At 72.6% G+C, this 20,848-nt stretch carries 23 protein-coding genes; 11 read left to right on the top strand and 12 right to left on the bottom strand.

The features are described 5' to 3' along the window. Nucleotides 1–549 (top strand): hypothetical protein (locus tag IF99_RS0127280; protein WP_031000492.1); only part of this gene is annotated, 549 nt, incomplete at its 5' end. A gap of 681 nt (nt 550–1,230) precedes the next feature. Continuing rightward, nucleotides 1,231–1,407: a hypothetical protein gene (locus IF99_RS35240; RefSeq protein WP_234340879.1), complete on the top strand. Its 177-nt coding sequence runs from the start codon at nt 1,231–1,233 to the stop codon at nt 1,405–1,407. Nucleotides 1,408–1,536: 129 nt separating this feature from the next. On the opposite strand, the gene IF99_RS0127290 is transcribed toward IF99_RS35240, so the two are convergent. After that, nucleotides 1,537–2,355, bottom strand: a complete 819-nt coding sequence (locus IF99_RS0127290; RefSeq protein WP_031000495.1) for a LysR family transcriptional regulator substrate-binding protein — start codon at nt 2,353–2,355, stop codon at nt 1,537–1,539. 60 nt (nt 2,356–2,415) lie between these two features. On the opposite strand from IF99_RS0127290, the gene IF99_RS0127295 reads away from it, so the two are divergent. Together IF99_RS0127295 and IF99_RS0127300 are read left to right on the top strand one after the other, a co-directional pair. Beyond that, nucleotides 2,416–2,811, top strand: coding sequence for a DUF5997 family protein (locus tag IF99_RS0127295; protein ID WP_031000497.1), 396 nt, complete (start codon nt 2,416–2,418; stop codon nt 2,809–2,811). Between the two features lie 381 nt (nt 2,812–3,192). Further along, nucleotides 3,193–4,074: a universal stress protein gene (locus tag IF99_RS0127300; protein WP_031000499.1), complete on the top strand. Its 882-nt coding sequence runs from the start codon at nt 3,193–3,195 to the stop codon at nt 4,072–4,074. Nucleotides 4,075–4,130: 56 nt separating this feature from the next. Here IF99_RS0127300 and IF99_RS0127305 read toward each other — a convergent pair whose 3' ends face one another. The 4 genes from IF99_RS0127305 to IF99_RS0127320 all read right to left on the bottom strand — a co-directional run bounded on the left by IF99_RS0127305 (nt 4,131) and on the right by IF99_RS0127320 (nt 8,319). Next, nucleotides 4,131–4,994 carry a universal stress protein gene (locus tag IF99_RS0127305; protein ID WP_031000502.1) on the bottom strand — a complete coding sequence of 288 codons (864 nt, stop codon included), beginning with the start codon at nt 4,992–4,994 and terminating at the stop codon, nt 4,131–4,133. 204 nt (nt 4,995–5,198) lie between these two features. After that, complete coding sequence (locus IF99_RS0127310; protein ID WP_031000504.1) at nt 5,199–6,281, bottom strand: alcohol dehydrogenase catalytic domain-containing protein; 1,083 nt, start codon at nt 6,279–6,281, stop codon at nt 5,199–5,201. An 80-nt stretch (nt 6,282–6,361) separates the two neighbouring features. Further along, on the bottom strand, nt 6,362–7,300 hold the full coding sequence (locus tag IF99_RS0127315; protein ID WP_031000506.1) for a universal stress protein: 939 nt from the start codon (nt 7,298–7,300) through the stop codon (nt 6,362–6,364). 119 nt (nt 7,301–7,419) lie between these two features. Next, the gene (locus tag IF99_RS0127320; protein ID WP_031000508.1) at nt 7,420–8,319 is read right to left on the bottom strand and encodes a hypothetical protein; all 900 of its coding nucleotides are present in this window, start codon (nt 8,317–8,319) and stop codon (nt 7,420–7,422) included. A gap of 189 nt (nt 8,320–8,508) precedes the next feature. On the opposite strand from IF99_RS0127320, the gene IF99_RS0127325 reads away from it, so the two are divergent. After that, entirely contained in the window at nt 8,509–8,772 is a 264-nt protein-coding gene (locus tag IF99_RS0127325) for a type II toxin-antitoxin system RelE family toxin (RefSeq protein WP_031000509.1), read from the top strand. Between the two features lie 223 nt (nt 8,773–8,995). Here IF99_RS0127325 and ychF read toward each other — a convergent pair whose 3' ends face one another. Then, entirely contained in the window at nt 8,996–10,084 is a 1,089-nt protein-coding gene (gene ychF / locus IF99_RS0127330; protein ID WP_031000511.1) for a redox-regulated ATPase YchF, read from the bottom strand. Between the two features lie 246 nt (nt 10,085–10,330). On the opposite strand from ychF, the gene IF99_RS35660 reads away from it, so the two are divergent. Then, nucleotides 10,331–10,921 carry a DUF6542 domain-containing protein gene (locus IF99_RS35660; RefSeq protein WP_324604395.1) on the top strand — a complete coding sequence of 197 codons (591 nt, stop codon included), beginning with the start codon at nt 10,331–10,333 and terminating at the stop codon, nt 10,919–10,921. A 22-nt stretch (nt 10,922–10,943) separates the two neighbouring features. Here the strand turns inward: IF99_RS35660 and ppgK are convergent, their stop codons facing one another. Both ppgK and IF99_RS0127345 read right to left on the bottom strand, forming a co-directional pair. Further along, a complete protein-coding gene (gene ppgK / locus IF99_RS0127340) occupies nt 10,944–11,690 on the bottom strand; it encodes a polyphosphate--glucose phosphotransferase (protein ID WP_031000514.1) in 747 nt (248 codons plus the stop codon). A gap of 167 nt (nt 11,691–11,857) precedes the next feature. After that, complete coding sequence (locus IF99_RS0127345) at nt 11,858–12,925, bottom strand: 4-hydroxy-3-methylbut-2-enyl diphosphate reductase (protein ID WP_420705727.1); 1,068 nt, start codon at nt 12,923–12,925, stop codon at nt 11,858–11,860. A 126-nt stretch (nt 12,926–13,051) separates the two neighbouring features. Here IF99_RS0127345 and IF99_RS0127350 point away from each other — a divergent pair, with 126 nt between their 5' ends. From IF99_RS0127350 to IF99_RS0127365, 4 genes are all read left to right on the top strand, one after another. Continuing rightward, the gene (locus IF99_RS0127350) at nt 13,052–14,461 is read left to right on the top strand and encodes an APC family permease (protein WP_031000518.1); all 1,410 of its coding nucleotides are present in this window, start codon (nt 13,052–13,054) and stop codon (nt 14,459–14,461) included. 117 nt (nt 14,462–14,578) lie between these two features. Beyond that, nucleotides 14,579–15,808 carry an exodeoxyribonuclease VII large subunit gene (gene xseA / locus IF99_RS0127355; protein WP_031000521.1) on the top strand — a complete coding sequence of 410 codons (1,230 nt, stop codon included), beginning with the start codon at nt 14,579–14,581 and terminating at the stop codon, nt 15,806–15,808. After that, nucleotides 15,805–16,095 carry an exodeoxyribonuclease VII small subunit gene (locus IF99_RS31225; protein WP_037827738.1) on the top strand — a complete coding sequence of 97 codons (291 nt, stop codon included), beginning with the start codon at nt 15,805–15,807 and terminating at the stop codon, nt 16,093–16,095. Before xseA ends, IF99_RS31225 begins: the two co-directional genes overlap by 4 nt. A gap of 316 nt (nt 16,096–16,411) precedes the next feature. Continuing rightward, nucleotides 16,412–17,005, top strand: coding sequence for a malonic semialdehyde reductase (locus IF99_RS0127365; protein ID WP_031000526.1), 594 nt, complete (start codon nt 16,412–16,414; stop codon nt 17,003–17,005). A gap of 140 nt (nt 17,006–17,145) precedes the next feature. On the opposite strand, the gene IF99_RS0127370 is transcribed toward IF99_RS0127365, so the two are convergent. Then, nucleotides 17,146–17,706: a DUF4245 domain-containing protein gene (locus tag IF99_RS0127370; RefSeq protein WP_031000528.1), complete on the bottom strand. Its 561-nt coding sequence runs from the start codon at nt 17,704–17,706 to the stop codon at nt 17,146–17,148. A gap of 271 nt (nt 17,707–17,977) precedes the next feature. Here IF99_RS0127370 and glpX point away from each other — a divergent pair, with 271 nt between their 5' ends. Continuing rightward, nucleotides 17,978–19,021, top strand: a complete 1,044-nt coding sequence (glpX, locus tag IF99_RS0127375; protein WP_031000530.1) for a class II fructose-bisphosphatase — start codon at nt 17,978–17,980, stop codon at nt 19,019–19,021. 104 nt (nt 19,022–19,125) lie between these two features. Here glpX and IF99_RS0127380 read toward each other — a convergent pair whose 3' ends face one another. Genes IF99_RS0127380 through IF99_RS0127390 form a run of 3 tightly spaced genes read right to left on the bottom strand, consistent with a single transcriptional unit; the run spans nt 19,126 to nt 20,782 of the window. Next, complete coding sequence (locus IF99_RS0127380; protein ID WP_031000532.1) at nt 19,126–19,392, bottom strand: DUF6510 family protein; 267 nt, start codon at nt 19,390–19,392, stop codon at nt 19,126–19,128. A 30-nt stretch (nt 19,393–19,422) separates the two neighbouring features. Next, entirely contained in the window at nt 19,423–20,172 is a 750-nt protein-coding gene (locus IF99_RS0127385) for an FAD-binding oxidoreductase (RefSeq protein WP_031000534.1), read from the bottom strand. Nucleotide 20,173: 1 nt separating this feature from the next. After that, a complete protein-coding gene (locus tag IF99_RS0127390) occupies nt 20,174–20,782 on the bottom strand; it encodes a molybdopterin-dependent oxidoreductase (protein WP_031000536.1) in 609 nt (202 codons plus the stop codon). Nucleotides 20,783–20,848 lie beyond the last annotated feature (66 nt).

Below are 20,848 nucleotides of genomic sequence, written 5' to 3' on the forward strand. Positions count from 1 at the left end.
ACCCCTCACTCCCCCACCGCCCCCGCCTCCCTCCGCAAGCTCTACCTCACCCGCTTCGCCTTCGCCGCCGTATGGGCCGCCGTCCTCTTCGCGACGGCCGACAGCACGCTGAGTGTGCTGAGCGGAACGCTGCTCGTCATCTATCCGCTCTTCGACGTGGCGTGCGCCGTCGTCGATGTCCGCTCGGCGCGGGCGGGTGAGGGGCCGGTGCGCGGGCTGTACGCGAACATCGCGCTGAGCACTCTCACCGCCATCGGCCTCGCGGTCGCCGCCACGTCCGGCATCCCGGCGGTTCTGCGGGTGTGGGGCGCCTGGGCTGTCACGGCGGGCCTCGTACAGCTCGTCGTCGGGGCGCTCCGGCGCCGTATCGGCGGGCAGTGGGCGATGATCGCGAGCGGCGCGATCTCCACGCTCGCGGGCGCGTCCTTCTTCGCGATGGCCGGCCAGGACGGCGCGAAGGTGAGCAGCCTGGCCGGTTACGCCTTCCTCGGCGGCGTCTTCTTCCTCGTCTCGGCCCTCCGCATCAAGCGGCCCCACACGCACGCCTGACCCCGGCACCGGCGCGCGCCCCTTGCCACCACCGAGGCGCCCACCACCTGATACGGACCCGGTCGGCACACACCGCCCACCCCGGCACGGCGCGCGCCTTGGACCACCACGGCGCGCGCCGCCTGACATCACCAGGCGCAGGCGCGCACCCGCCCGTCCCCGCCATGCCCTCTGCCACTCCCAGCGGGACGGCCGAGATCCCCTTCACCGTCACGGCCCCGGGCAGGGCGACGCCGGGCGACTACGTCGGGGGCCTGCTCACCTCGCTCAAGCAGCCGGACGACGCCGAGGGCATCAACGGGGACCGCAGGCTGGGCATCAAGGTGAAGCTGCGCGTGAGCGGCGCCCTCGAACCGGCGCTGGCGGTCGAGGACGCGCACGTCTCGTACGACGGCACGGCCGACCCCTTCGGGCGGGGGAACGCGACGCTGACGTACACGGTCCACACCACGGGCAACGCGGCGGTCGCGGCCCGTCAGGCAGCCGAACTGACGGTCCCCTTCGGGTGGTTCGCCGCTCACGTGGCTCCCCCGAAGGACACCCCCGAACTCCTTCCCGGCGAACGCTGGAAGGTCACGGTCCCAGCCACGGGCGTCATCCCGTCCTTCGCGCTCACGGCGAAGATCACTGACCCCGCTTCTCACCGACGCCTCCGGCTCGACATCGCCCCTCCCGCCGGTGATGGCGACGGCCCACGGCACGGCGATCCCCTGGACCCTGCTCGTCCTCCTCCTGGCCCTCGTCGCCCGCACGGTGGCGGCGCTCCGCCTCCCCCGCCACCGCAAGCGGGGCGAGAAGGCCCGCAAGCGGGCTGCTGTGGCGAGGGAACTGCGGAAGCGGGAGGAGAAGGCGGGATGACGGGCGGCCCCCGGCCCATACCCGCGCCCCCGCCCCCGCCCGGTCCGCGCCTCCGCGACGGGCGCGCCCGCGACGGGCGCCTCCCCTACGGACGCACCGCTACGGAAGCCTCCGCCACGGGCGCCTCCGCTACGGGCGCTTGCGTGGCTTCCCGCGCTTGGTGGCGCCCCTGGGCGCGCCCTTGGCGGCGGCCCCCTTCGAGGACCCCTTCGGCGCCCCCTTGGACGAGCCCTTCGCGGCACCCTTCACCGCCCCGGACCGCCCGCCCCCCGGCTTCCCGCCGTTCCGCCCGCCCGCGCCGCGCCCCCCGGCCTCGTTCCGCCCGGCGGCGGGTGGCTTCGGGCCGCGGCTGCTGTTGACCGTACGGCCCCGGACGATGCCGATGAACTGCTCGACCAGTTCCGTGGTCGCGTCCTCGGGCCAGGCGAGCGCGACGCGTGAGACGGGGGCGTCGGTGACCGTGCGGTAGGTGAGGTCGCGGCGGTGGTGGAGCCGGGCGAGCGACTGGGGCACGACGAGCACGCCGATCCCCGCCGCGACCAGCTCGACGGCGTCGGCGGTCGTGGCGGGCCGCTCGTTCGCGGGGCGGCCGGGCAGCTCCTCCCACTCCAGCACGTCGTCGAGCGGGTGCAGCAGGATCTCGTCGGCGAGGTCCGCGGTGGTGACCTCCTCGGCCACGGCGACGAGGTGGTCCTTCGGGATCACGACGACGGTGGCCTCGGTGTAGAGGGGGATGGCGCTCAGCTCCGTACGGTCCACGGGCAGCCGCAGGAACCCGGCGTCGGCGCCCCGCGCGCGCAGCAGCCCCTCGGCCTCGTCCGTGGGGACGGAGGTGAGGGTCAGCGGGACACCAGGAAGGCGCTCGTTCCAGATCCGCACCCACTTCGTGGGGGTCACGCCGGGAACGTAGGCGAGCGTGAACGAAGGGGAAGCGTCCGAGCCAGTCACCGCTCCAGGCTACCCGCGGCCGTGGCGCCAGGGGCCCCCGGCACTCGTTACGCTGGACGCATGACGTCGCACAAGACCACCCAGACCATGAAGCCCGCGACCGCGGCGAAGAAGCTGGGTGTGTACCTGGAAGCCACCCCCGCCGAGTTCCGGGAGGGCCCCGTCTCACGCGACGAACTGAACGCGCTCCAGGCCGACCCGCCGGAGTGGCTCCGCGCGCTGCGCCGCAACGGTCCCCACCCCCGCCCGGTGGTCGCGGCACGCCTGGAGATCTCGATCGCCGGCCTCGCGCGCGGCGGCATCACGGACCCCCTCACCACCGACCAGATCGAGGCTCTCAAGCAGGAGTGCCCCGACTGGCTCCGCCGGGAACGCGCCACGCACGCCGAGACCCGCAAGGAAGCCGCCCGCCTGAAGGCCCGCGACGAAGAACGCGCGGCCCGCGACGCCTCGTAGACGGTTCCTGCCGGCCTCGGCGGGCCACCCCTTCGGGCAGTACCAGTCCGCCCCCGGCACCGGACCGTCTCGCCGTAGGCCGCGACCTGCCCGGCCAGGAGGCGCGGCGGTGTGCTCTTGCCGGCGCCGTTCGCGCCCAGACGGCTCCCCCCACCGGAGGCCTTCGCCGTGAGCAGGACCCACGACTGTGCGCAACGCTCGTGAGCGATACACCTGCGAGGCTCGGCCCGCGAGTCCTGCGCGCGCCTGCGCTTTCGGCCTGACCGGCGCACGATGGGAAGGGGCCCGAAAGGGTGTGCGCCGGCTTTCTGGACGGCGTGCCCCCTCCTGGTTCGTCTCAGGGCTCATTTCCTCCCCTCCCTGATCTCGTAGGAGGCTGGTATGTCCCGCACCATCGTGCTCGGGTACGACGGTTCGCCCGAGAGCACGGCGGCTGCCGACTGGGCGGCCGAAGAGGCCCTGCGCACGGAGGCTTTTCTCCGTGTCGTCTACGCCTGGGAGTGGCAGCCGTACTCTCTCGGCATCACGGATGCCACTCCCGACGGGCGGGCGTTCATGGACGAGCTCCCCGTCGGCGAGGCCGAACGGCTGATGCGGCGCTACCGGGGCCTGCGGGCCGGGGGTGAACGCGTCAGCGGAGCGCCCGCCACGGCTTTGATCGACATGGCCCGCTCCGCAGCGCTGCTGGTGGTGGGATCCCGGGGGCTGGGCAAGATGCACGGGTTCGTCGTCGGCTCGGTGGCACAGTCCGTGATCGCCCGGGCGGTCTCCCCTGTGGCTCTGGTCCGCCCTGGTACGCATCTCCCCGAGGCCGGCCCTCCGGAAGGAGGCGAGGTGCTGCTGGGCCACGACCTCCGCCATCCCGCGCGACGTCTTCTCGACGCCGCTTTCGAAGCGGCCGACCGCCGTGGCGCCCCCCTGCGGGTCGTGCACGCCTGGCCCGAGCCGCGCGCCCTGCCCGGCGCGGCCACCGACCCGGACACGCTCCGGGCGGAGGAGTCCGCCCGGACCACGCGCCTGCGGAACATGCTCGCGCCGTGGCGGGAGTCTCATCCTCATGTCACCGTGCGGGCGCAGGCGGTCGCGGGAAAGCCGACGGATCTTCTCCTCCAGGAGTCGCACCACGCTCAGCTGCTCCTCGTCGGCCGGCGCACAGCACGTCACGGCCCGCTCGGGCCGCGCATCGGCCATGTCACCCAGGCCGCCATGCAGCACGCTGTCTGCCCCGTGGAAGTGGTGCCGGAGGAGGAGGGCGAAGCATGAGCCCCGCACCTGCGGTGGGGAACCGGGGCGCGGACCCGCGTCTCCCGGAGCCCGATTCACGAGGGGGGGACGACGATCACCGGGCAGTGTGCCCGGCGCAGCACTCCCCTGGCGACGGAGCCAAGGCGCATTCCCGTGTAGCCGCCGTTCCCTTTGCGGCCCACCACGAGTCCGAGAGCGTGCTCGCCTGCCTCGGCGAGCACCTCCACCGGTGAGCCCTCCACGACCTCGTGGGTGACCGCCACGTCAGGATGGTCCTCGGCCCACCCCGCCACCGCCTCCGCGAGCGCTCGTCGCTCCTCCTTGAAGTGATCACTGTGCCCCCGGGCGGTGGTGAAGACGGACGGCTGCCACGCCGCGACGACCCGCAGAGCGCAACCACGCGAGGCCGCTTCCTGAAAGGCCCAGTCCAGCGAAGCGTGGGAGGACGCACTGTCGTCGACGCCCACCACGAGGTAAGCGGGTTCCTGCGTGCTGTGTTCTGGATGACCGACGACGGCGACGGGACAGCGCGCACGGGCCGCCAGGGGCAGAATGAGCGCGCTCGTCCCCAGGAATCCGCTGGGGCCGCGGAGGTGCCGCGAGCCGAGTACCAGCATTCCGGCGTTCTCCGACAGCTCGGTCAGCAAGGACGCGGGCGCCGCCTCCAGAAGGTGCGTGGTCACCTCGACACCCGGTTGTCGTTCGCGCGCCCATGACGCCGCCCGTTCCAGCGCCTCCTCGCCCTCCTGGGCCTGTCGCAGCAGCCCTGGGGTGGCGTCGACGTGCTGGGTGTCGTGCGGTGGCGCTACCGCGACCACGAGCTGGAGCGACACCCCTCGCAGCGAGGCCTCGTCGGCCGCCCAGGCCAGGGGAACGCGCCAGTCCCGCTCAGGGTCCACTCCGCTGATGACGGATTCCTGCCCCGCGCCGTATCTCATCGTTCCCGCTCCGTTGTCGGCTTGCGGGCGGTCGCCGTCCCGCATCCTCACGGTGCGGGCGTGGGCGTGGCCGCGCAACCGCTGTCCGCCCGCGCCCACGCCCACGCCCACGCGTGAGCCTCAAGCCACGGCGGACGAGAGCGCGTCGGAGGAAGGAAGGGGCGGGCCCGGCTCCCTCATGTTCCCTGGCCCGTCCGCCTCTCCTCAGCCGCTGCCGCGCGGCACGACGGTCTCCAGCTGCCTGTGGTCCGGGTCGCCGAGAACCACCTTGACAGCGCCTGTCTCCGCGGCGCGCGAGAAGATGTCGTAGGCCTGCTCCATCTGGTCGAGGGTGAACCGGTGGGTGACCAGATCCGAAACCGGCAGCCGCCCGGCCGCCAGCATGTCGAGCAGCATCGGTGTGGTCGAGGTGTCCACCAGTCCGGTGGAGAGGGTGACGTCCTTGATCCACAGTTCTTCCAGATGGAGTGTCGCGGGCTCGCCGTGCACCCCGATGTTGGCGACGCGGCCGCCGGGGCGCACCATACGCGTGCACATCTCGAACGTCTGCGGGGTCCCCACCGCTTCCATGACCACGTCAGCGCCAAGCCCTCCCGTGAGGTCGGCGACCAACTGCTCCGGGTCCTCGTCCCCGGCCGCTGTCACGTCGGCACCCAGCTCACTGGCGGTCGCCAGCCTCGATGCCACGAGGTCGACGACGATGATCCGGCCGGGGCTGTAGAGGCGAGAGGCGGTCACGGCCGCCAGTCCGACCGGCCCCGCGCCCACCACGACGACGGTGTCGCCCGGTTTCACCTGCCCGTTGAGGACACCGACCTCGTAAGCGGTGGGGAAGATGTCCGCGAGGAGCACGGCATCGAAGCTGTCGACCGCGCTGGGCAAGGGGTGGACGGACGTGTCGGCCAGGGGGACCCGGACGTACTCGGCCTGCGTCCCGTCGATGAGATGGCCGAGGATCCAGCCTCCGCCGCCCTGGCACTGACCGTAACGGCCTTCCCGGCAGAAGCGGCACCGGCCGCAGGCGGAGACGCACGAGACGAGCACACGGTCACCGGGCCGCACGGAACCCACCGCGGCGCCCGCCTCGACGACCGTCCCGACCGCCTCGTGTCCCAGCACCCGGCCCGGCCGGACCTCGGGCACGTCCCCCTTGATGATGTGCAGGTCCGTGCCGCACAAGGTGACAGCATCCACACGGACGATCACATCGGTTGGATCCTGGAGAGTCGGATCGGGGACCTCTTGCCAGGCGATGTCGTTCTTCCCGCGGAGCACGAGAGCCTTCATGGCGTCCTCCTTCGATGCGAAAACCTTCGGGGGACCGGAACGGGGAAAGCCGGGAGTCGGTCCGCCAGAGCTGAGCGGCGTCAAGCGAGCGGTACTACCGCGACGGGCGCCGGGCTGTGGTGCACGACCGCATGGGCCACGTGCCCGAGGCGAGTCCCCACGGGCACCGCGCGCGAACGGCGGCCCACGACCACGAGCCTCGCGTCGAGCGAGGCGTCCATGAGGCTGTTGGCGGGAGACCCCTTCGCGATGCTCACGTCGGTCTCCACCTCCGGATACTGGCGGCGCCACGGAGCCAGCAGCCCGTTGATCTCGGTGCGCGCACGTGTTTGGGTCTCCTCGTCGATGCCGCCGTGCACCGCGCCCCCGTAGCCGTAGGAGGGAAACGGTTTCCATCCGTGCACGAAGCGAAGCCGCGCCCGGTGCAGGGCCGCCTCTTCGAAGGCGAAGGCGAGCAGGGCCTGGCAGGGGTCCCGGGGGTCGAGCCCCACCGTGATGTTCCCGGTCGCGGTCTGCCCGGCAGGGGGCGTCGCGGCATCTTGGGTGGCGAGGGATATCTCTTGCCCGACGCCGTCCGCGGGAGCTCCAGGACGCACGAGTACGACGGGACGCGGGGCCGTACCCGCGACGGCCAGAGAAACCGAGCCCACGGCGAAGCCGTGCCCTCCCCGGCCGACCTCGCTGGAACCGAGCGCGACCAGCCCGGCCGTCGCCGCGGCCTCGCCGAGCTCGGTGGCGGTGAAGGTACCGGAGAGCACCGTGGTGCGCACGTTCAGACCCGGGTGATCCTCTCGCACCCGCGTGGCCTGCTCGCGTACCAGCGACTGGGCCCAGACATCGAGTTGAGGATCATGCGGCAAAGGTGCCGACCACGTGGCCGGCCATTCCTGAACGTGCACGAGGTGGAGCCGGGTGTGACGCAGCGCCGCCTCGTCGGCCCCCCAGCGCATCGCCTGTCGGCTGCCGTCGGAACCATCCAGACCCACCAGCACCTCTGCCGTGAACTCCTTCGTCGTCATCCCTGCCTCCTGGCTTGTTCGGGCTCGCGCCCGGCGCCGGCGCTCACGGACCGGGCGAATGAGGGTTCCCCGTTCTCGGAAGACGTCGAGGGTCACCTCGAAGACGTCGAGGATCTCCGTCAGAAGATGTCGAGGATCTTCTCGACGGGCCGGCGGCTCGTCGCCCTTCCGGCCGGTCCCCGGCCCAGCCGCACCAGCGCCTGGACCGGGCCGTCGGAGCCGGCGGGCCCGTTCATCAGCCAGCGCAGCGACGCACGGTCTGAAGGGGACGTCGCGGTCGCCGTCGCGAGATGAGCCAGGGTCGCCGCGAGCATGACCCGCTCGACGGCCTGCCCCGCGACCACCCAGTCCTGCGGGTTGTCCGCCACGGTACTCAGCGTGGCCAGGGCAGGACGCCGCTCGACCGCTGTCTCGGACGGCTCGTGGGGGGACGTGTGCGGCCGGGAGACCGGCGAGGGGGCGGCACCACTGCCAGGCACTTCTCCGAGTTCGGCCTCACTGTGGTTGTCGGCCATGACGTCCATCAGGAAGCGGGCACGCTTGTCGCTGGGAAAGACCAGGTGCGCCCCCTCGGCCTCCACCTCACGCGTCAGCTCGTCCCGGAGACCGGCGGACACAGGGGCATCGGTGACAATGCGGCTGCTGCGATGACGCTCGGCAAGAGCCGGGTAGAGCCGGCCGAGCACCGCGTCGGGACGCACGCCTTCGGGGCCAGGACGCACGCGAGCCACCAGATCGGGATCCGCGAGGTCGGGCGTGGTGTCGACCTCGAGGGGCAAGCCCGCGTGCGCGGCGGCCACACGAAGATTGAACAGGGCGGCTCCACAATCGATGCGCCGTGCACGCGATACGTCCGCGACGCCCGGACCGCTACCCGCCGTATCCACCCGCACGTCGAGGGAACCGCTATCGCGGTGGTAGACGAATCGCCACGGTTGAGTGTTCCGGACGGACAGAGCGGTCGCCGCATCGCGCACGAGCGCGCGCAGAGTGGCATCCGGGATCATCGCAGCGGCCATCACGGCCCTCCTCCCCTCTCGTTCCAGAGTGGCCTTGCCGCTGGCTCCCGCATCTCGGGGAGGCACAACCGCCGCGCAAGTACCAGGAACGGGAAGAGGGCGAGATCAACCGGATCACCGACGAGCGCATGGCCAACCCGGCACCCGGCATCCCGATCGAGGACATCATGAGGGAGACGCTGGCGCGCGGTGAGTGAGTACCGAACCGTCTTCCGACCAGAGGCACAGGCCGAGCTCCGGAAGATCCCTCGTGACATGGCCCTACGCTTCCTGACCAAACTGACCGCACTGGAGAGCGACCCCCTTGGCTTCAACACCACCGCGCTCGTGTCACAGCCAGAACGCCGTCGACTGCGGGTCGGCGACTACCGGGTCGTCTACACGATCGACAAGGGAGAGCTCGTAGTGTGGGTCGTCCACGTCGGGCATCGCTCCACCGTTCACGACACCTGATCCCGAATGATCCAGCGTCTGAACATCCAGCCCAGGTCCAGCAGAGGCGCAACCGATCAGGTCGTCACAGCGGTTCCATCCTCGGGGCCCAGCAGAGGTGACCCACCGTCAAGAAATCCAGCACCGCACCAGCACGGTATGGACGAAGGGGCCGAGTCTCAAGAGCCCGGCCCCTTCTGATCTGCTTATTTGCCACGTCAGCGACGTCGTGACACGTCACCCACTACACGTTGAACCGGAACTCCACCACGTCCCCGTCCCGCATCACGTAGTCCTTGCCCTCCATGCGGGCCTTGCCGGCCGCGCGGGCCTCGGCGACGGAGCCGGTGGCGACGAGGTCGTCGAAGGAGATGATCTCGGCCTTGATGAAGCCGCGTTCGAAGTCGGTGTGGATGACTCCGGCCGCCTGGGGGGCCGTGGCGCCCTTGTCGATGGTCCAGGCGCGGGTTTCCTTGGGGCCGGCGGTCAGGTAGGTCTGGAGGCCGAGGGTCTCGAAGCCGACGCGGGCGAGGGTCGCGAGGCCCGGTTCGTCCTGGCCGACGGACTGGAGGAGTTCGAGGGCCTCCTCGTCGTCCAGTTCGGCGAGGTCCGCCTCCAGCTTCGCGTTGAGGAAGATCGCCTCGGCCGGGGCGACGAGCGCGCGCTGCTCGGCCTTGAAGGTGTCGTCCGTCAGCTCGTCCTCGTCCACGTTGAAGACGTAGAGGAAGGGCTTGGTCGTGAGCAGGTGCAGGTCGTGGAGGGGGGCGGCCTTCTCCGTGCCCTGCGCGATGCCCTTGGAGAAGAGCGTGTCGCCCGCCTCCAGGATCGCCTTCGCCTCCTCGACCGCCGCGAGCTTCGGGGCCACGTCCTTCTTGATCCTGGCCTCCTTCGCGAGGCGCGGGAGGACCTTCTCGACCGTCTGGAGGTCGGCGAGGATCAGCTCGGTGTTGATCGTCTCGATGTCGTCCTTCGGGGAGACCTTGCCGTCGACGTGCACGACGTTGTCGTCCTTGAAGGCGCGGATCACCTGGCAGATCGCGTCGGTCTCACGGATGTTCGCGAGGAACTTGTTGCCCAGGCCCTCGCCCTCGCTCGCGCCGCGCACGATGCCGGCGATGTCCACGAAGTCCACCGTCGCGGGGAGGACACGGGCCGAGCCGAAGAGCTCGGCGAGCTTCGGCAGCCGCGGGTCCGGCACGCCCACGACGCCCACGTTCGGCTCGATCGTGGCGAAGGGGTAGTTCGCCGCCAGCACGTCGTTCTTCGTCAGGGCGTTGAAGAGGGTGGACTTGCCGACGTTGGGGAGGCCGACGATCCCGATGCTTGTACTCATGACTCTCTAAGTCCGCTCACGAATCCGAAGGTGGGTACGAAAGTGCGTACGGCCGGGACCGCGGGTCGTGACGCTTCGCCGACCGTGACCGTGACCGCCCGCCCCTCCGGCCGGTGCCGGTGCGCCTCTCACGGTACAGGGAGGCGGCACGGGGCCGACCCGGCACCGTACGGCAGCGGGGGCGCCGTGGGCAAAAGCGCGTGTCCCGGACCGGAGGGCACGGGGCGCGGCGCCTACGTTGGTGCGGTGGAGCAACCCAGTACGCGCAGGCCGCCCGACAGGCCGTCCCCCCGTCCCCCCGCCGCCCGTCCCGCCCGCCGCCCGTTGCCGCCGCAGGGTGCGCAGGGGCGCGGGGGCCCTCCCCGTCCTCGTCCGCCCCGTCCCTCGCGCCGTCCCCGTACCGCGTCGGGCGCGACCCGTACCCCTTCCCGGGTCCCCGGGCCCCGGCTCACCGGGCTCGGGACCGGGCTCTTCGCCGTGGCGGCGATGCTGCTCGCCTCCGGCCTCGCGCTCGCCGCGGGGTCCTCGGTGCTCGTGTACGGGCTGCTCTTCCTGCCCGTGAGCGTGCTCGCCGCGCTGTGGGTGCGGCCCGCCGACCTCTTCGCGGCCCCCGTCGCCGTGCCGCTCGCCTTCGCCGTGGGGCTCACACCGCTCGCCGAGAGCGACGGCGGGCTCGCGGGGCACGCGGTGGGCGTCGTGACGGCGCTCGCGGTGCACGCCGGGTGGCTGTACGCGGGGACGGCGGTGGCGGCGGCGCTGGTGGTGGCACGCAAGATGCGGATGGTGCGCAGGCGGGCCGCGGCCTCCGCACGGGGGAAGGGCCGGCCGCGGGGGTGAGCGGCGGCCGGCCCCGCCCGGCTCAGCCGCGCTCCGCCACCCGCATCGCCGCTCCCACGATCCCCGCGTTGTTCTGGAGCTGGGCCGGGACCAGATCGGCGTGGATTCCCTTGATGTGGGGGAGGAACTTCTCCGCCTTGCGGCTCACTCCGCCGCCGATGACGAGGAGTTCCGGCGAGAAGAGCATCTCGACGTGGGCGAGGTACTTCTCGACCCGCTTCGCCCAGTGCGCGTAGCTCATGTCGTGGTCCTCCTTGACCTTCGAGGAGGCGCGCTTCTCGGCGTCGTGGCCGTCCAGCTCCAGGTGCCCCAGCTCCGTGTTCGGCACGAGCACGCCGTTGGTGAAGATCCCGGAGCCGATGCCGGTGCCGAAGGTCAGGACGATCACCGTACCCGTGCGGCCCTTGCCCGCGCCGAAGCGCATCTCGGCGAGGCCCGCCGCGTCCGCGTCGTTGAGCGCCGTGACCGGGCAGGAGGCGCCCAGGCGCTCTTCGAGGAGGCCCTCGATGTGCGTACCGACCCAGCTCTTGTCCACGTTCGCGGCGGTCCGCACCGTGCCGTCCGTGATCACGCCGGGGAAGGTGACCCCGACCGGGCCCTGCCAGCCGAAGTGGTCCACGACCTCCTTCACCTTCTCCGCGACGCCCTCCGGGGTCGCCGGGTGCGGGGTGAGGACCTTGTGGCGCGGCTGCGCCAGGTCGCCGAGGTCCAGGTCCACGGGCGCGCCCTTGATGCCAGAGCCGCCGATGTCCACGCCGAAGATCTGCATGGGGACCACCGTACGACGGACCCCCCGCGCCTGCCCCGCGTTGAGCGGCGGCCGGGGGGTCTTGTCGAGGGGCGGTCAGGCGGGGCGGCGCTCCGGACGCCGCGCCCGTGCGGACCGGCCCGGCGCCCCGCAAGGGCGGCACTCCGGCACCGGCCGCGCGGGAAGGCTCAGCCCGCCGTGCGCGCACCCTCCGTACGGGCGCCCGCCGCGAGCGCGGCCGCCTCGGCGCGCAGGTCGCGGCGCAGTTCCTTCGGCAGCGAGAAGGTGATCGACTCCTCCGCCGCCTTGACGATCTCGACGTCCTCGTACCCGCGCTCGGCGAGGTGGGCGAGGACGCCGTCGACGAGGACCTCGGGGACCGAGGCGCCGGAGGTCACGCCGACCGTCTCGACGCCGTCGAACCAGGCCGCGTCGATCTCGGCGGCCTCGTCGACGAGGCGCGCGTCGCGCGCGCCCGCGCCCTTGGCGACCTCGACGAGGCGGACCGAGTTCGAGGAGTTCTTCGAGCCGACGACGATGACGAGGTCGGCGTCGGCGCCCATCTGCTTGACGGCGGTCTGGCGGTTCTGCGTCGCGTAGCAGATGTCGTCGCTGGGCGGCGAGACGAGGCCGGGGAACTTGGTCTTGAGGGCGTCGACGGTCTCCATCGTCTCGTCGACCGAGAGGGTCGTCTGCGAGAGCCACACGACCTTCTTCTCGTCGCGGACCTCGACGTTCGCGACGTCCTCGGGGCCGTCGACGAGTGTGATGTGGTCGGGGGCCTCGCCGGAGGTGCCGATGACCTCCTCGTGTCCCTCGTGGCCGATGAGGAGGATGTCGTAGTCCTCGTTCGCGTAGCGCACGGCCTCGCGGTGCACCTTGGTGACGAGCGGGCAGGTCGCGTCGATCGTCGCGAGGCGGCGCGCGGCGGCCTCCTCGTGCACGGTCGGTGCGACGCCGTGCGCGGAGAACATGACGATGGAGCCCTCGGGGACCTCGTCGGTCTGCTCGACGAAGATCGCGCCCTTCTTCTCCAGGGTCTTCACGACGTACTTGTTGTGGACGATCTCGTGGCGGACGTAGACCGGGGCGCCGTACTGCTCCAGGGCCTTCTCCACGGCGATCACGGCACGGTCCACGCCGGCGCAGTATCCTCGCGGCGCGGCGAGCAGCACGCGTTTGCCTGCGCGCGGCGCCGCCTGCGTTCCGGGGGTCCGGTCGGGCGTCGGGCTGGGCGTAGCAGTCATGCGGCCCATCGTACGGCCGTGTCGGGCGGGACCGGGGCGCGCACCTCGCCCAGACTGGCGGGTACGCGGCAGGAGCGTGCGCTCCGCGGCGTACGCAGGTGACGAGGACGGCCGGGCGAGGCAGGAGGAGCACGGGTGAGTGACGAGCGCGCGAGGCACGAGGGACCGGAGCCGGCCGAGGGGGCGAGCCCCGCTGTCGATCCGGGGGCACCACCACCGGTGCCGGGCTCGGGGCGCCTGCACCGGGAGCTGGGATTCCGCGATCTCGTCGTGTACGGGCTCCTGTTCATCGCCCCCATGGCCCCGGTCGGCATCTTCGGCACGCTCGACGCGAAGTCGCACGGCGCGGTCGCGCTCGTCTACGTCGTCGCGACGATCGCGATGGCCTTCACGGCGTACAGCTACTCGCTCATGGTGCGGGTCGTGCCGCAGGCGGGCTCCGTCTTCGCCTACGCGCGAGCGGGGCTCGGGCGGCAGGCGGGGTTCGTCGCCGGGTGGATGGTGATGCTGGACTACCTCCTGATCCCGGCCGTGGCGTACCTCTTCTCGGGCATCGCGATGAACGCGCTCGTGCCGGACGTCTCGCGCTGGGTGTGGACGGCGGCGGCCGTCGTCATCACGACGGGGCTCAACCTGTGGGGGGTGCGGGCCGCCGCGCGGGTCGGCTTCGCGGTGCTCGCGATGGAGATCGTGGTGCTGCTCGTCTTCTGCGCCTCGGCGATCGTGACGCTGGTACAGGACGGGGCCACGCGTGACTGGTGGTCGCCGTTCACCGGGGACACCAGTACGTTCACGGTCACGGCGGTCGTCGGCGCGGTGTCGGTCGCGGTGCTCTCGTACCTCGGCTTCGACGCGATCGCGACGTTCGCCGAGGAGACCACGGGCGGCTCGGCGAAGGTGGCGCGGGCGCTGCTGTTCTGCCTCGCGCTCGCGGGCGTGCTCTTCATCCTCCAGACGTACCTGGTGGCGCTCCTCGAACCGGTCTCCTCCAGTCACCTCGCCTCGCACCCCGAGGCGCAGGGGCCCGCCTTCTACGACGCGGTGGACACCTCGGTCGGGGGCTGGCTGCACGACCTGGTGGCGGTGAGCAAGGCGATCGGGGCGGCGTTCGCCGCGCTCGCCGGGCAGGCGGCGGCGGGACGGCTGCTCTTCGCGATGGGCCGCGACCGGCGCCTGCCGCGCGTCCTGGCCCGGACGTGGGACGGCGTCCCGCGGGTGGCACTGCTCCTCTCGGCGGTCATCACCTGCGCGGCGGCCCTGTGGGCGGCGGACCGCGCGACGGGCCTGGACGACCTCAGCTCGGTGGTGAACGTGGGCGCCCTGAGCGCCTTCACGCTCCTGCACGCGAGCGTGGTCGGCTGGTTCGCGGTCCAGCGGGGCAGCGGGAGGCCGAGCTGGTGGCGGCACGTGCTGATCCCGGTGGTGGGGGCCGCGATCACGGTGGCGGTGATCGTGGAGGCGACGCACTCGGCGCAGGTGGTGGGGGCGATCTGGCTGGCCGTCGGGCTGATCGTGCTCGTGACGCAGCGGCGCGTGCTGCGGTAGGGGGCCTTTCCGCCGGGCCGCCTCCCGGGGCTCGGCTCCCCGCGCTCCCCCGGTCCTCGGCCGGGGGAGCGCGGGAGGGGCTGAAGTTTGTCGGCGGTGGCCATTACGCTCAAGCACATGCCTGTGCAGACCACCCCCGAAGCCGCCCTTCCCGTCCGGGAGGTCTCGCGGCTCATCGGGGACTGGGTCGCGCGGCTCGGCGAGGTGTGGGTCGAGGGCCAGCTCACGCAGATCTCGCGGCGGCCGGGGGCACGCGTCGTCTTCCTCACGTTCCGCGACTCCTCGCAGGACGTCTCGATCTCGCTGACGTGCTTCCGGCCCGTCTTCGACGCGGTCGCCGACGTCGTCACGGAGGGCTCGCGGATCGTCGTACGGGCGAAGCCGGAGTGGTACCAGGGCCGGGGCTCGCTCTCCCTGCGCGCCTCCGAGATCCGCCCGGTCGGCGTCGGTGAGCTGCTCGTCAAGCTGGAGCGGCTCAAGCGGGAGCTGACCGCCGAGGGCCTCTTCGCGGCGGACCGCAAGCGCCCGCTGCCGTTCCTGCCGCGCCGCATCGGCCTGGTCACGGGCCGGGCCTCGGCGGCCGAGCGGGACGTCATCAAGAACGCCGAGGCACGCTGGCCCGCCGTGCGCTTCGAGACCCGCGAGGTGGCCGTCCAGGGCGTCCACGCGGTCTCGCAGGTCGTCGGCGCGGTCAGGGAACTCGACGCGCACCCGGACGTGGACGTGATCATCGTCGCGCGCGGCGGGGGCAGCGTGGAGGACCTGCTGCCCTTCTCGGACGCCGAGCTGATCCGTACGGTCGCGGCCTGCCGCACCCCCGTGGTCTCGGCCATCGGCCACGAGCCGGACACGCCGCTCCTCGACCTCGTCGCCGACCTGCGCGCCTCGACCCCGACCGACGCGGCCAAGCGCGTGGTGCCCGACGTGGGCGAGGAGCTGGAACGGGTGCGGCAGACCCGCGACCGGGCGCGGCACGCGATCCGCGCGCTCGTCGACCGCGAGGCGCACGGCCTGGAGCAGGCGCTCGCGCACTCGGCGCTGCGCGACCCGTACCGGCTCGTGGCCGGGCGCGACGAGGAGATCCGCGCCGAGATCGACCGGGCCCGCCGCACCGTCGGCCATCTGCTCGACCGTGCCGACTCCGACCTCGTCCACACTCTCGCGCGCGTCGTCGCCCTCTCCCCCGCGGCGACGCTGCGGCGCGGGTACGCGGTGCTCCAGCGCGCGGACGGCGCGGTGGTCCGGGCGCCGGACGAGGTCGCGGCGGACGAGGAGCTGAGGGCGCGGGTCGCCGAGGGCGAGTTCACGGTGCGGCGCACGGAGCGCCGCGAGAACGACGAAGGGTGAAGGACATGGGAGCGACGAAGGCCGCCGAGAGCCCCGCGCTCGGCTACGAGGAGGCGCGGGCCGAGCTGGTGGACGTCGTGCGCCGGCTCGAATCGGGCGGCGCGACGCTGGAGGAGTCGCTCGCGCTGTGGGAGCGCGGCGAGGAACTGGCCGGTATCTGCCGTACGTGGCTGGAGGGCGCCCGCGCCCGGCTCGACGCGGCACTCGCGGAGCGGGAGGGCGGGGACGCGGCCGAGGAGGGCGGGGCCGAGGACACGGGGGACGCGGCCACGGGCCGGGAGGGCTGAGGCGCCGGGGGGACGCGGCGACGGGCGGACCGGGGCGAGGCGCCGCAGGACGCGGTGCCGGGCGGGCCGGGGCGAGGCGCCGGGGGATGTGGCGGAACCGGCGGCCGGGGGTCGCTCGCGACAGGCGTTCCGCGGAGGCTGGGGAAGGGCTGGGCGTGCGCCCTGAGCGCTCCGGGATGGCGGGTGAGCGCTCCGCGGTGTTAAGCGGATCACGTCGGCGGGGTTTTTGTTGAACATTCAACGTCAGGCGTCGTAGCGTGGGCGCCGTTCAAGCCCCTGACCGGGGCGCCTTCCCCATCTTCCGAGGTACCACCGCATGTCGCTCGTTCTCGACGCAGCCACCCAGGACCTCCTCTTCCGCGAGGCCCGTACGGCGAACACCTTCACGGATGAGCCGGTGACCGACGAGCAGATCCAGGCCGTCTACGACCTGATCAAGTTCGGCCCCACCGCGTTCAACCAGTCGCCGCTGCGCGTCACCCTGGTCCGCTCCCCCGAGGCCCGCGAGCGCCTCGTGCCGCTCATGGCGGAGGGCAACCAGGCGAAGACGGCCACGGCGCCGCTCGTCGCGATCCTGTCGACCGACAACGAGTTCCACGCCGAGCTGCCCAAGCTCGTGCCGCACGCGCCCGGTATCGCCGAGGCGTACTTCTCGGCGCGCGAGGTCCGCGAGCAGGTGGCCCCGATCAACGCGACCCTCCAGGCCGGCTACTTCATCATCGGCCTGCGCGCCGCCGGGCTCGCGGCCGGCCCGATGACCGGTTTCGACTTCCCGGGCGTCCAGAAGGAGTTCCTGGACGACGACCACACCCCGCTGATGATCATCAACATCGGCAAGCCGGGCCCGGACGCCGCTCCCTTCCCGCGCCTGCCCCGCCTGGCGTACGACGAGGTCTTCACCACCGTCTGAGCGGCCCGCCCGGCGACGGCCCGGCGCGGCGCGCCGCGCGGCGGGCGCGAGAAAGCGAGCCCCGGGAACAACGGCGTTCCCGGGGCTTTGTGCTGCCTGTCGCGCGGCTCAGGCGCCGCGCGGGCCCGGCGTCACACCGCTCAGGCGTCGCGCGGGCCCGGCGTCGCCGAGGCGGCGTCGTGCTCCGGGGTGCGCAGGGCCTCGGCGAATGCCTTGAGCTGCGCGAGTCCGGCCGAGCCGGTCACGACCGTCGTCGACTTGCCCTCGCGCAGCACGAGCGCGTCGTAGCGGTCGCCCTTGTACGGCTGCCAGTCGCGGCCGTTGATCCGTGTCGCGGCGCCCGACTCGCGGGCATCCTGCGTGACGTTCCCGATGAACTCGGCCGGGTCCTTCGTGGACTGCTCGACCGCCACGTACTTCTCCTGCGGATCGAGGTACCCGAGGTGCCAGGCGTCGCCGTCCTGGGCGCGGTACCTGACCGAGGTCGCCTTCCACGTCTTCGGCAGGCCCTCCGGGGCCACCACCGGATAGGCCGCCGCCCGCTGCGCGGTCGCCAGCTCGACGCGGTAGTCCACCCGCTTGACCGGGTCCCTGGAATCGTCGTGCGGGACGAAGATCCAGATGCCGGCCGCGATCGCGACGATCACGCCGAGCGAGAGGATCATGTCCCGAACCGTCTGCTTGCCCTTCTTGCCTGCCACGCGCCCATCGTCCCAGACCCGCGCCGCGACCCGTGCGCGGGCCCCGCGCACGCGCCCCGCAGGACCTCGCACGCGCCCCGCACACCCTCCCCATGCGCCCGCACCCGGCCCTCAAGCGCGCCCTCGCGCGCTCATCCGTGGGGCCCACTGCTCATTTTGTCGTACTGGCGGATAAAATCGATGACAACCCTCGATTCCGGTCCCGGCCCGTCGCCCCGCCCCTCGGGCGCTCGCGCGGGACCACCGCTCGCATCAGGAAGGTGCAGCCCCGATGAGTTCTGAGCAGCCCGAACACCACCTGCCGGCTCCCCTCGACGTGTCCCCGGAGGCCCCGGACCGCAACCTCGCCCTCGAACTCGTCCGGGTCACCGAGGCCGCCGCGATGTCCGCCGGGCGCTGGGTCGGGCGCGGCGAGAAGAACGGGGCGGACGGTGCCGCCGTGCGGGCGATGCGTTCCCTCGTCTCGACCGTCTCCATGAGCGGTGTCGTGGTGATCGGCGAGGGCGAGAAGGACGAGGCGCCGATGCTCTTCAACGGGGAGCGGATCGGCGACGGGACCGGCCCCGAGTGCGATATCGCGGTCGACCCGATCGACGGCACGACCCTGTGTGCGAAAGGGATGCCGAACGCGATCGCGGTACTCGCCGCCGCCGACCGGGGCACGATGTTCGACCCGTCCGCCGTCTTCTACATGGACAAGCTCGTGACCGGCCCCGAGGCCGCCGACTTCGTCGACATCAACGCGCCCGTCGCGGTGAACATCCGCCGGGTCGCCAAGGCGAAGAACTCGACGCCCGAGGACGTCACCGTCGTCGTGCTCGACCGGCCCCGGCACGAGGGCATCGTCCGCGAGATCCGCGAAACGGGGGCCCGGATCAAGTTCATCTCGGACGGCGACGTGGCGGGTTCGGTCATGGCGGTGCGCGAGGGCACGGGCGTGGACCTGCTCATGGGCATCGGCGGCACGCCCGAGGGCATCATCAGCGCCTGCGCGATCAAGTGCCTCGGCGGCGTGATCCAGGGCAAGCTGTGGCCGAAGGACGAGGCCGAGCGGCAGCGCGCGATCGACGCGGGCCACGACCTCGACCGCGTCCTGTCCACGGACGACCTCGTCTCCGGCGAGAACGTCTTCTTCGTCGCGACCGGCATCACGGACGGCGAACTGCTGCGCGGCGTCCGCTACCGCGCCGAGACGGCGACGACGCAGTCCCTCGTGATGCGCTCGAAGTCGGGCACGATCCGCCAGATCGAGTCGACGCACCGGCTCTCCAAGCTCCGCGCCTACGCGAGCGTGGACTTCGACCGCGCCAACTGACAGTGCGGCGGCGGTAGCCGTCCCGGCGGGGGTACGGGGGATTCAGGGCACCCCCATTCCCCTGCCGGGCCCGGCGGCAGGGGACCCGACGAGCCGCTCGCGCCTCAGCCCGTACGGAAGCGGAAGGCGCCGTCCGGGCCGCCCAGGGAGAGCCAGGTGAAGGCGCCCTCGGTCATGATCCGGAGGGCGACCGCCGCGCAGCCGGGGCAGCGGGCGGTGAGGCCCGGCTCGGGCCCGTACACGCGCAAACCCGCGAGCGGGCCCCGTGTCCCGCAGTCCGGGCAGTGGCGCCAGGCGGTGGTGGGATCGACCGCGAGGATCGGGGCGAGGGGGCCGGCGAGGGCGTTGCCGTCGAGGTGTGCGCTGGTCATGAGGTCAACTCCAGGCGTACGGGGACACGTTCAGCCGAAACGTTCGGTGCGGACGCGGTCCGCGGGGTGGCCCGCGAGGAGGAGCAGGTCGGCCGCGTACTCGACGAAGCCGGTCGGGCCGCAGACGAAGACGTCGGGGACGCCGGGCGCGAAGGGGCTGTCGGAGCCGGGGAGGTCGGTGCCCATGATCCGGCCCGGCGGGCGCGGGTCGCCGGGCGGCGCCGTGCTGGTGTGCAGGAGCCGTACGGACACGGGCGGGGCGACGGCGGCGAGTTCGGCCCCGTACCAGACCTGCGCCGGATCGCGTACGGAGTAGACGAGGCGGGCCGGGACGCGCGCCCCGGAGGTGCGGTGGCCGCGCAGCATCGCCATCAGCGGGACGACGCCGGAGCCGCCCGCGAGGAGGAGGAGCGGGGCCGTGGCCCGGTCGGGGCGCCAGACGAACCAGCCGCCGAGCGGCCCCCGTATCTCCACGTCGGCGCCGACCGGCAGGTCCTCGGCGAGGTAGGGCGAGACCTCGCCGTCGTCGACGGGCTGGACGCCGACCTCCAGGTGCTCGCCCCTGCCGGGGGCGGCGAGCGAGTAGCTGCGGGCGGCCTGGTAGCCGTCGTCGGCGGTGAGGCGGATGTCGATGTGCTGCCCGGGCAAGTGGCCCGGCCAGCCGGGGGCGCGGAGCACGAGGGTGCGCGCGGTGCCGGTCTCCGGGGCGCGGGAGAGCAGGGTCGCGCGGGCCCAGTGCTGGTAGGGGGCGCCGGCGCGGCGTACGGCGGGGGTGGCCATGTCAGTCGCTCCAGGTGCGCTCTTCGCGCCAGGGGTCGCCGTGGTTGTGGTAGCCCGCGTTCTCCCAGAACCCGGGCTCGTCCTCGACCGTGAGGCGGATGCCCTGGAGCCACTTCGCGGACTTCCAGAAGTACAGGCGCGGGACGAGCAGCCGCAGCGGGCCACCGTGCTCGGGCGAGACGGGGAAGCCGTCGTACTCGTGGACGATCCAGGCGCGCCCACCGGTGACCTCGGCGAGCGGGATGTTCGTCGTGTAGCCGCCGTGCGACTCGGCGACGATGTACCGGGCGCTCGGGCCAGCGCCGCCCGCGGCTTCGAGCAGCGTGTCGAGGGCGACGCCCTTCCACCGGGTGTCGAACTTCGACCACCGGGTCACGCAGTGGAGGTCGGTGGTGACCTCCTCCTGCGGCAGCGCGAGCAGACCGTCCCAGTCCCAGGTGTGCCGCTCGCCCGCCTCGGAGGTGAGCGTGAATGTGTACGTCTCGGTGCGCAGGCGCGGGGTGGGCCCGGCGGAGAGGACGGGGAACATCTCCGTGGGGTACTGGCCCGGGGGCAGCCGGTCGGTGAGCCGCCGGGGCTTTCCGTGGAAGCCGGGGGTGAGTGCGTTCACCCTTCCAGGCTCTTACGGGTGGCGGAGGGCGCAACTCGGGGGACGGGGGTGCGGGGACGGGTGCCG

Source organism: Streptomyces sp. NRRL F-5630, from assembly GCF_000719475.1.
Classification (GTDB): domain Bacteria; phylum Actinomycetota; class Actinomycetes; order Streptomycetales; family Streptomycetaceae; genus Streptomyces.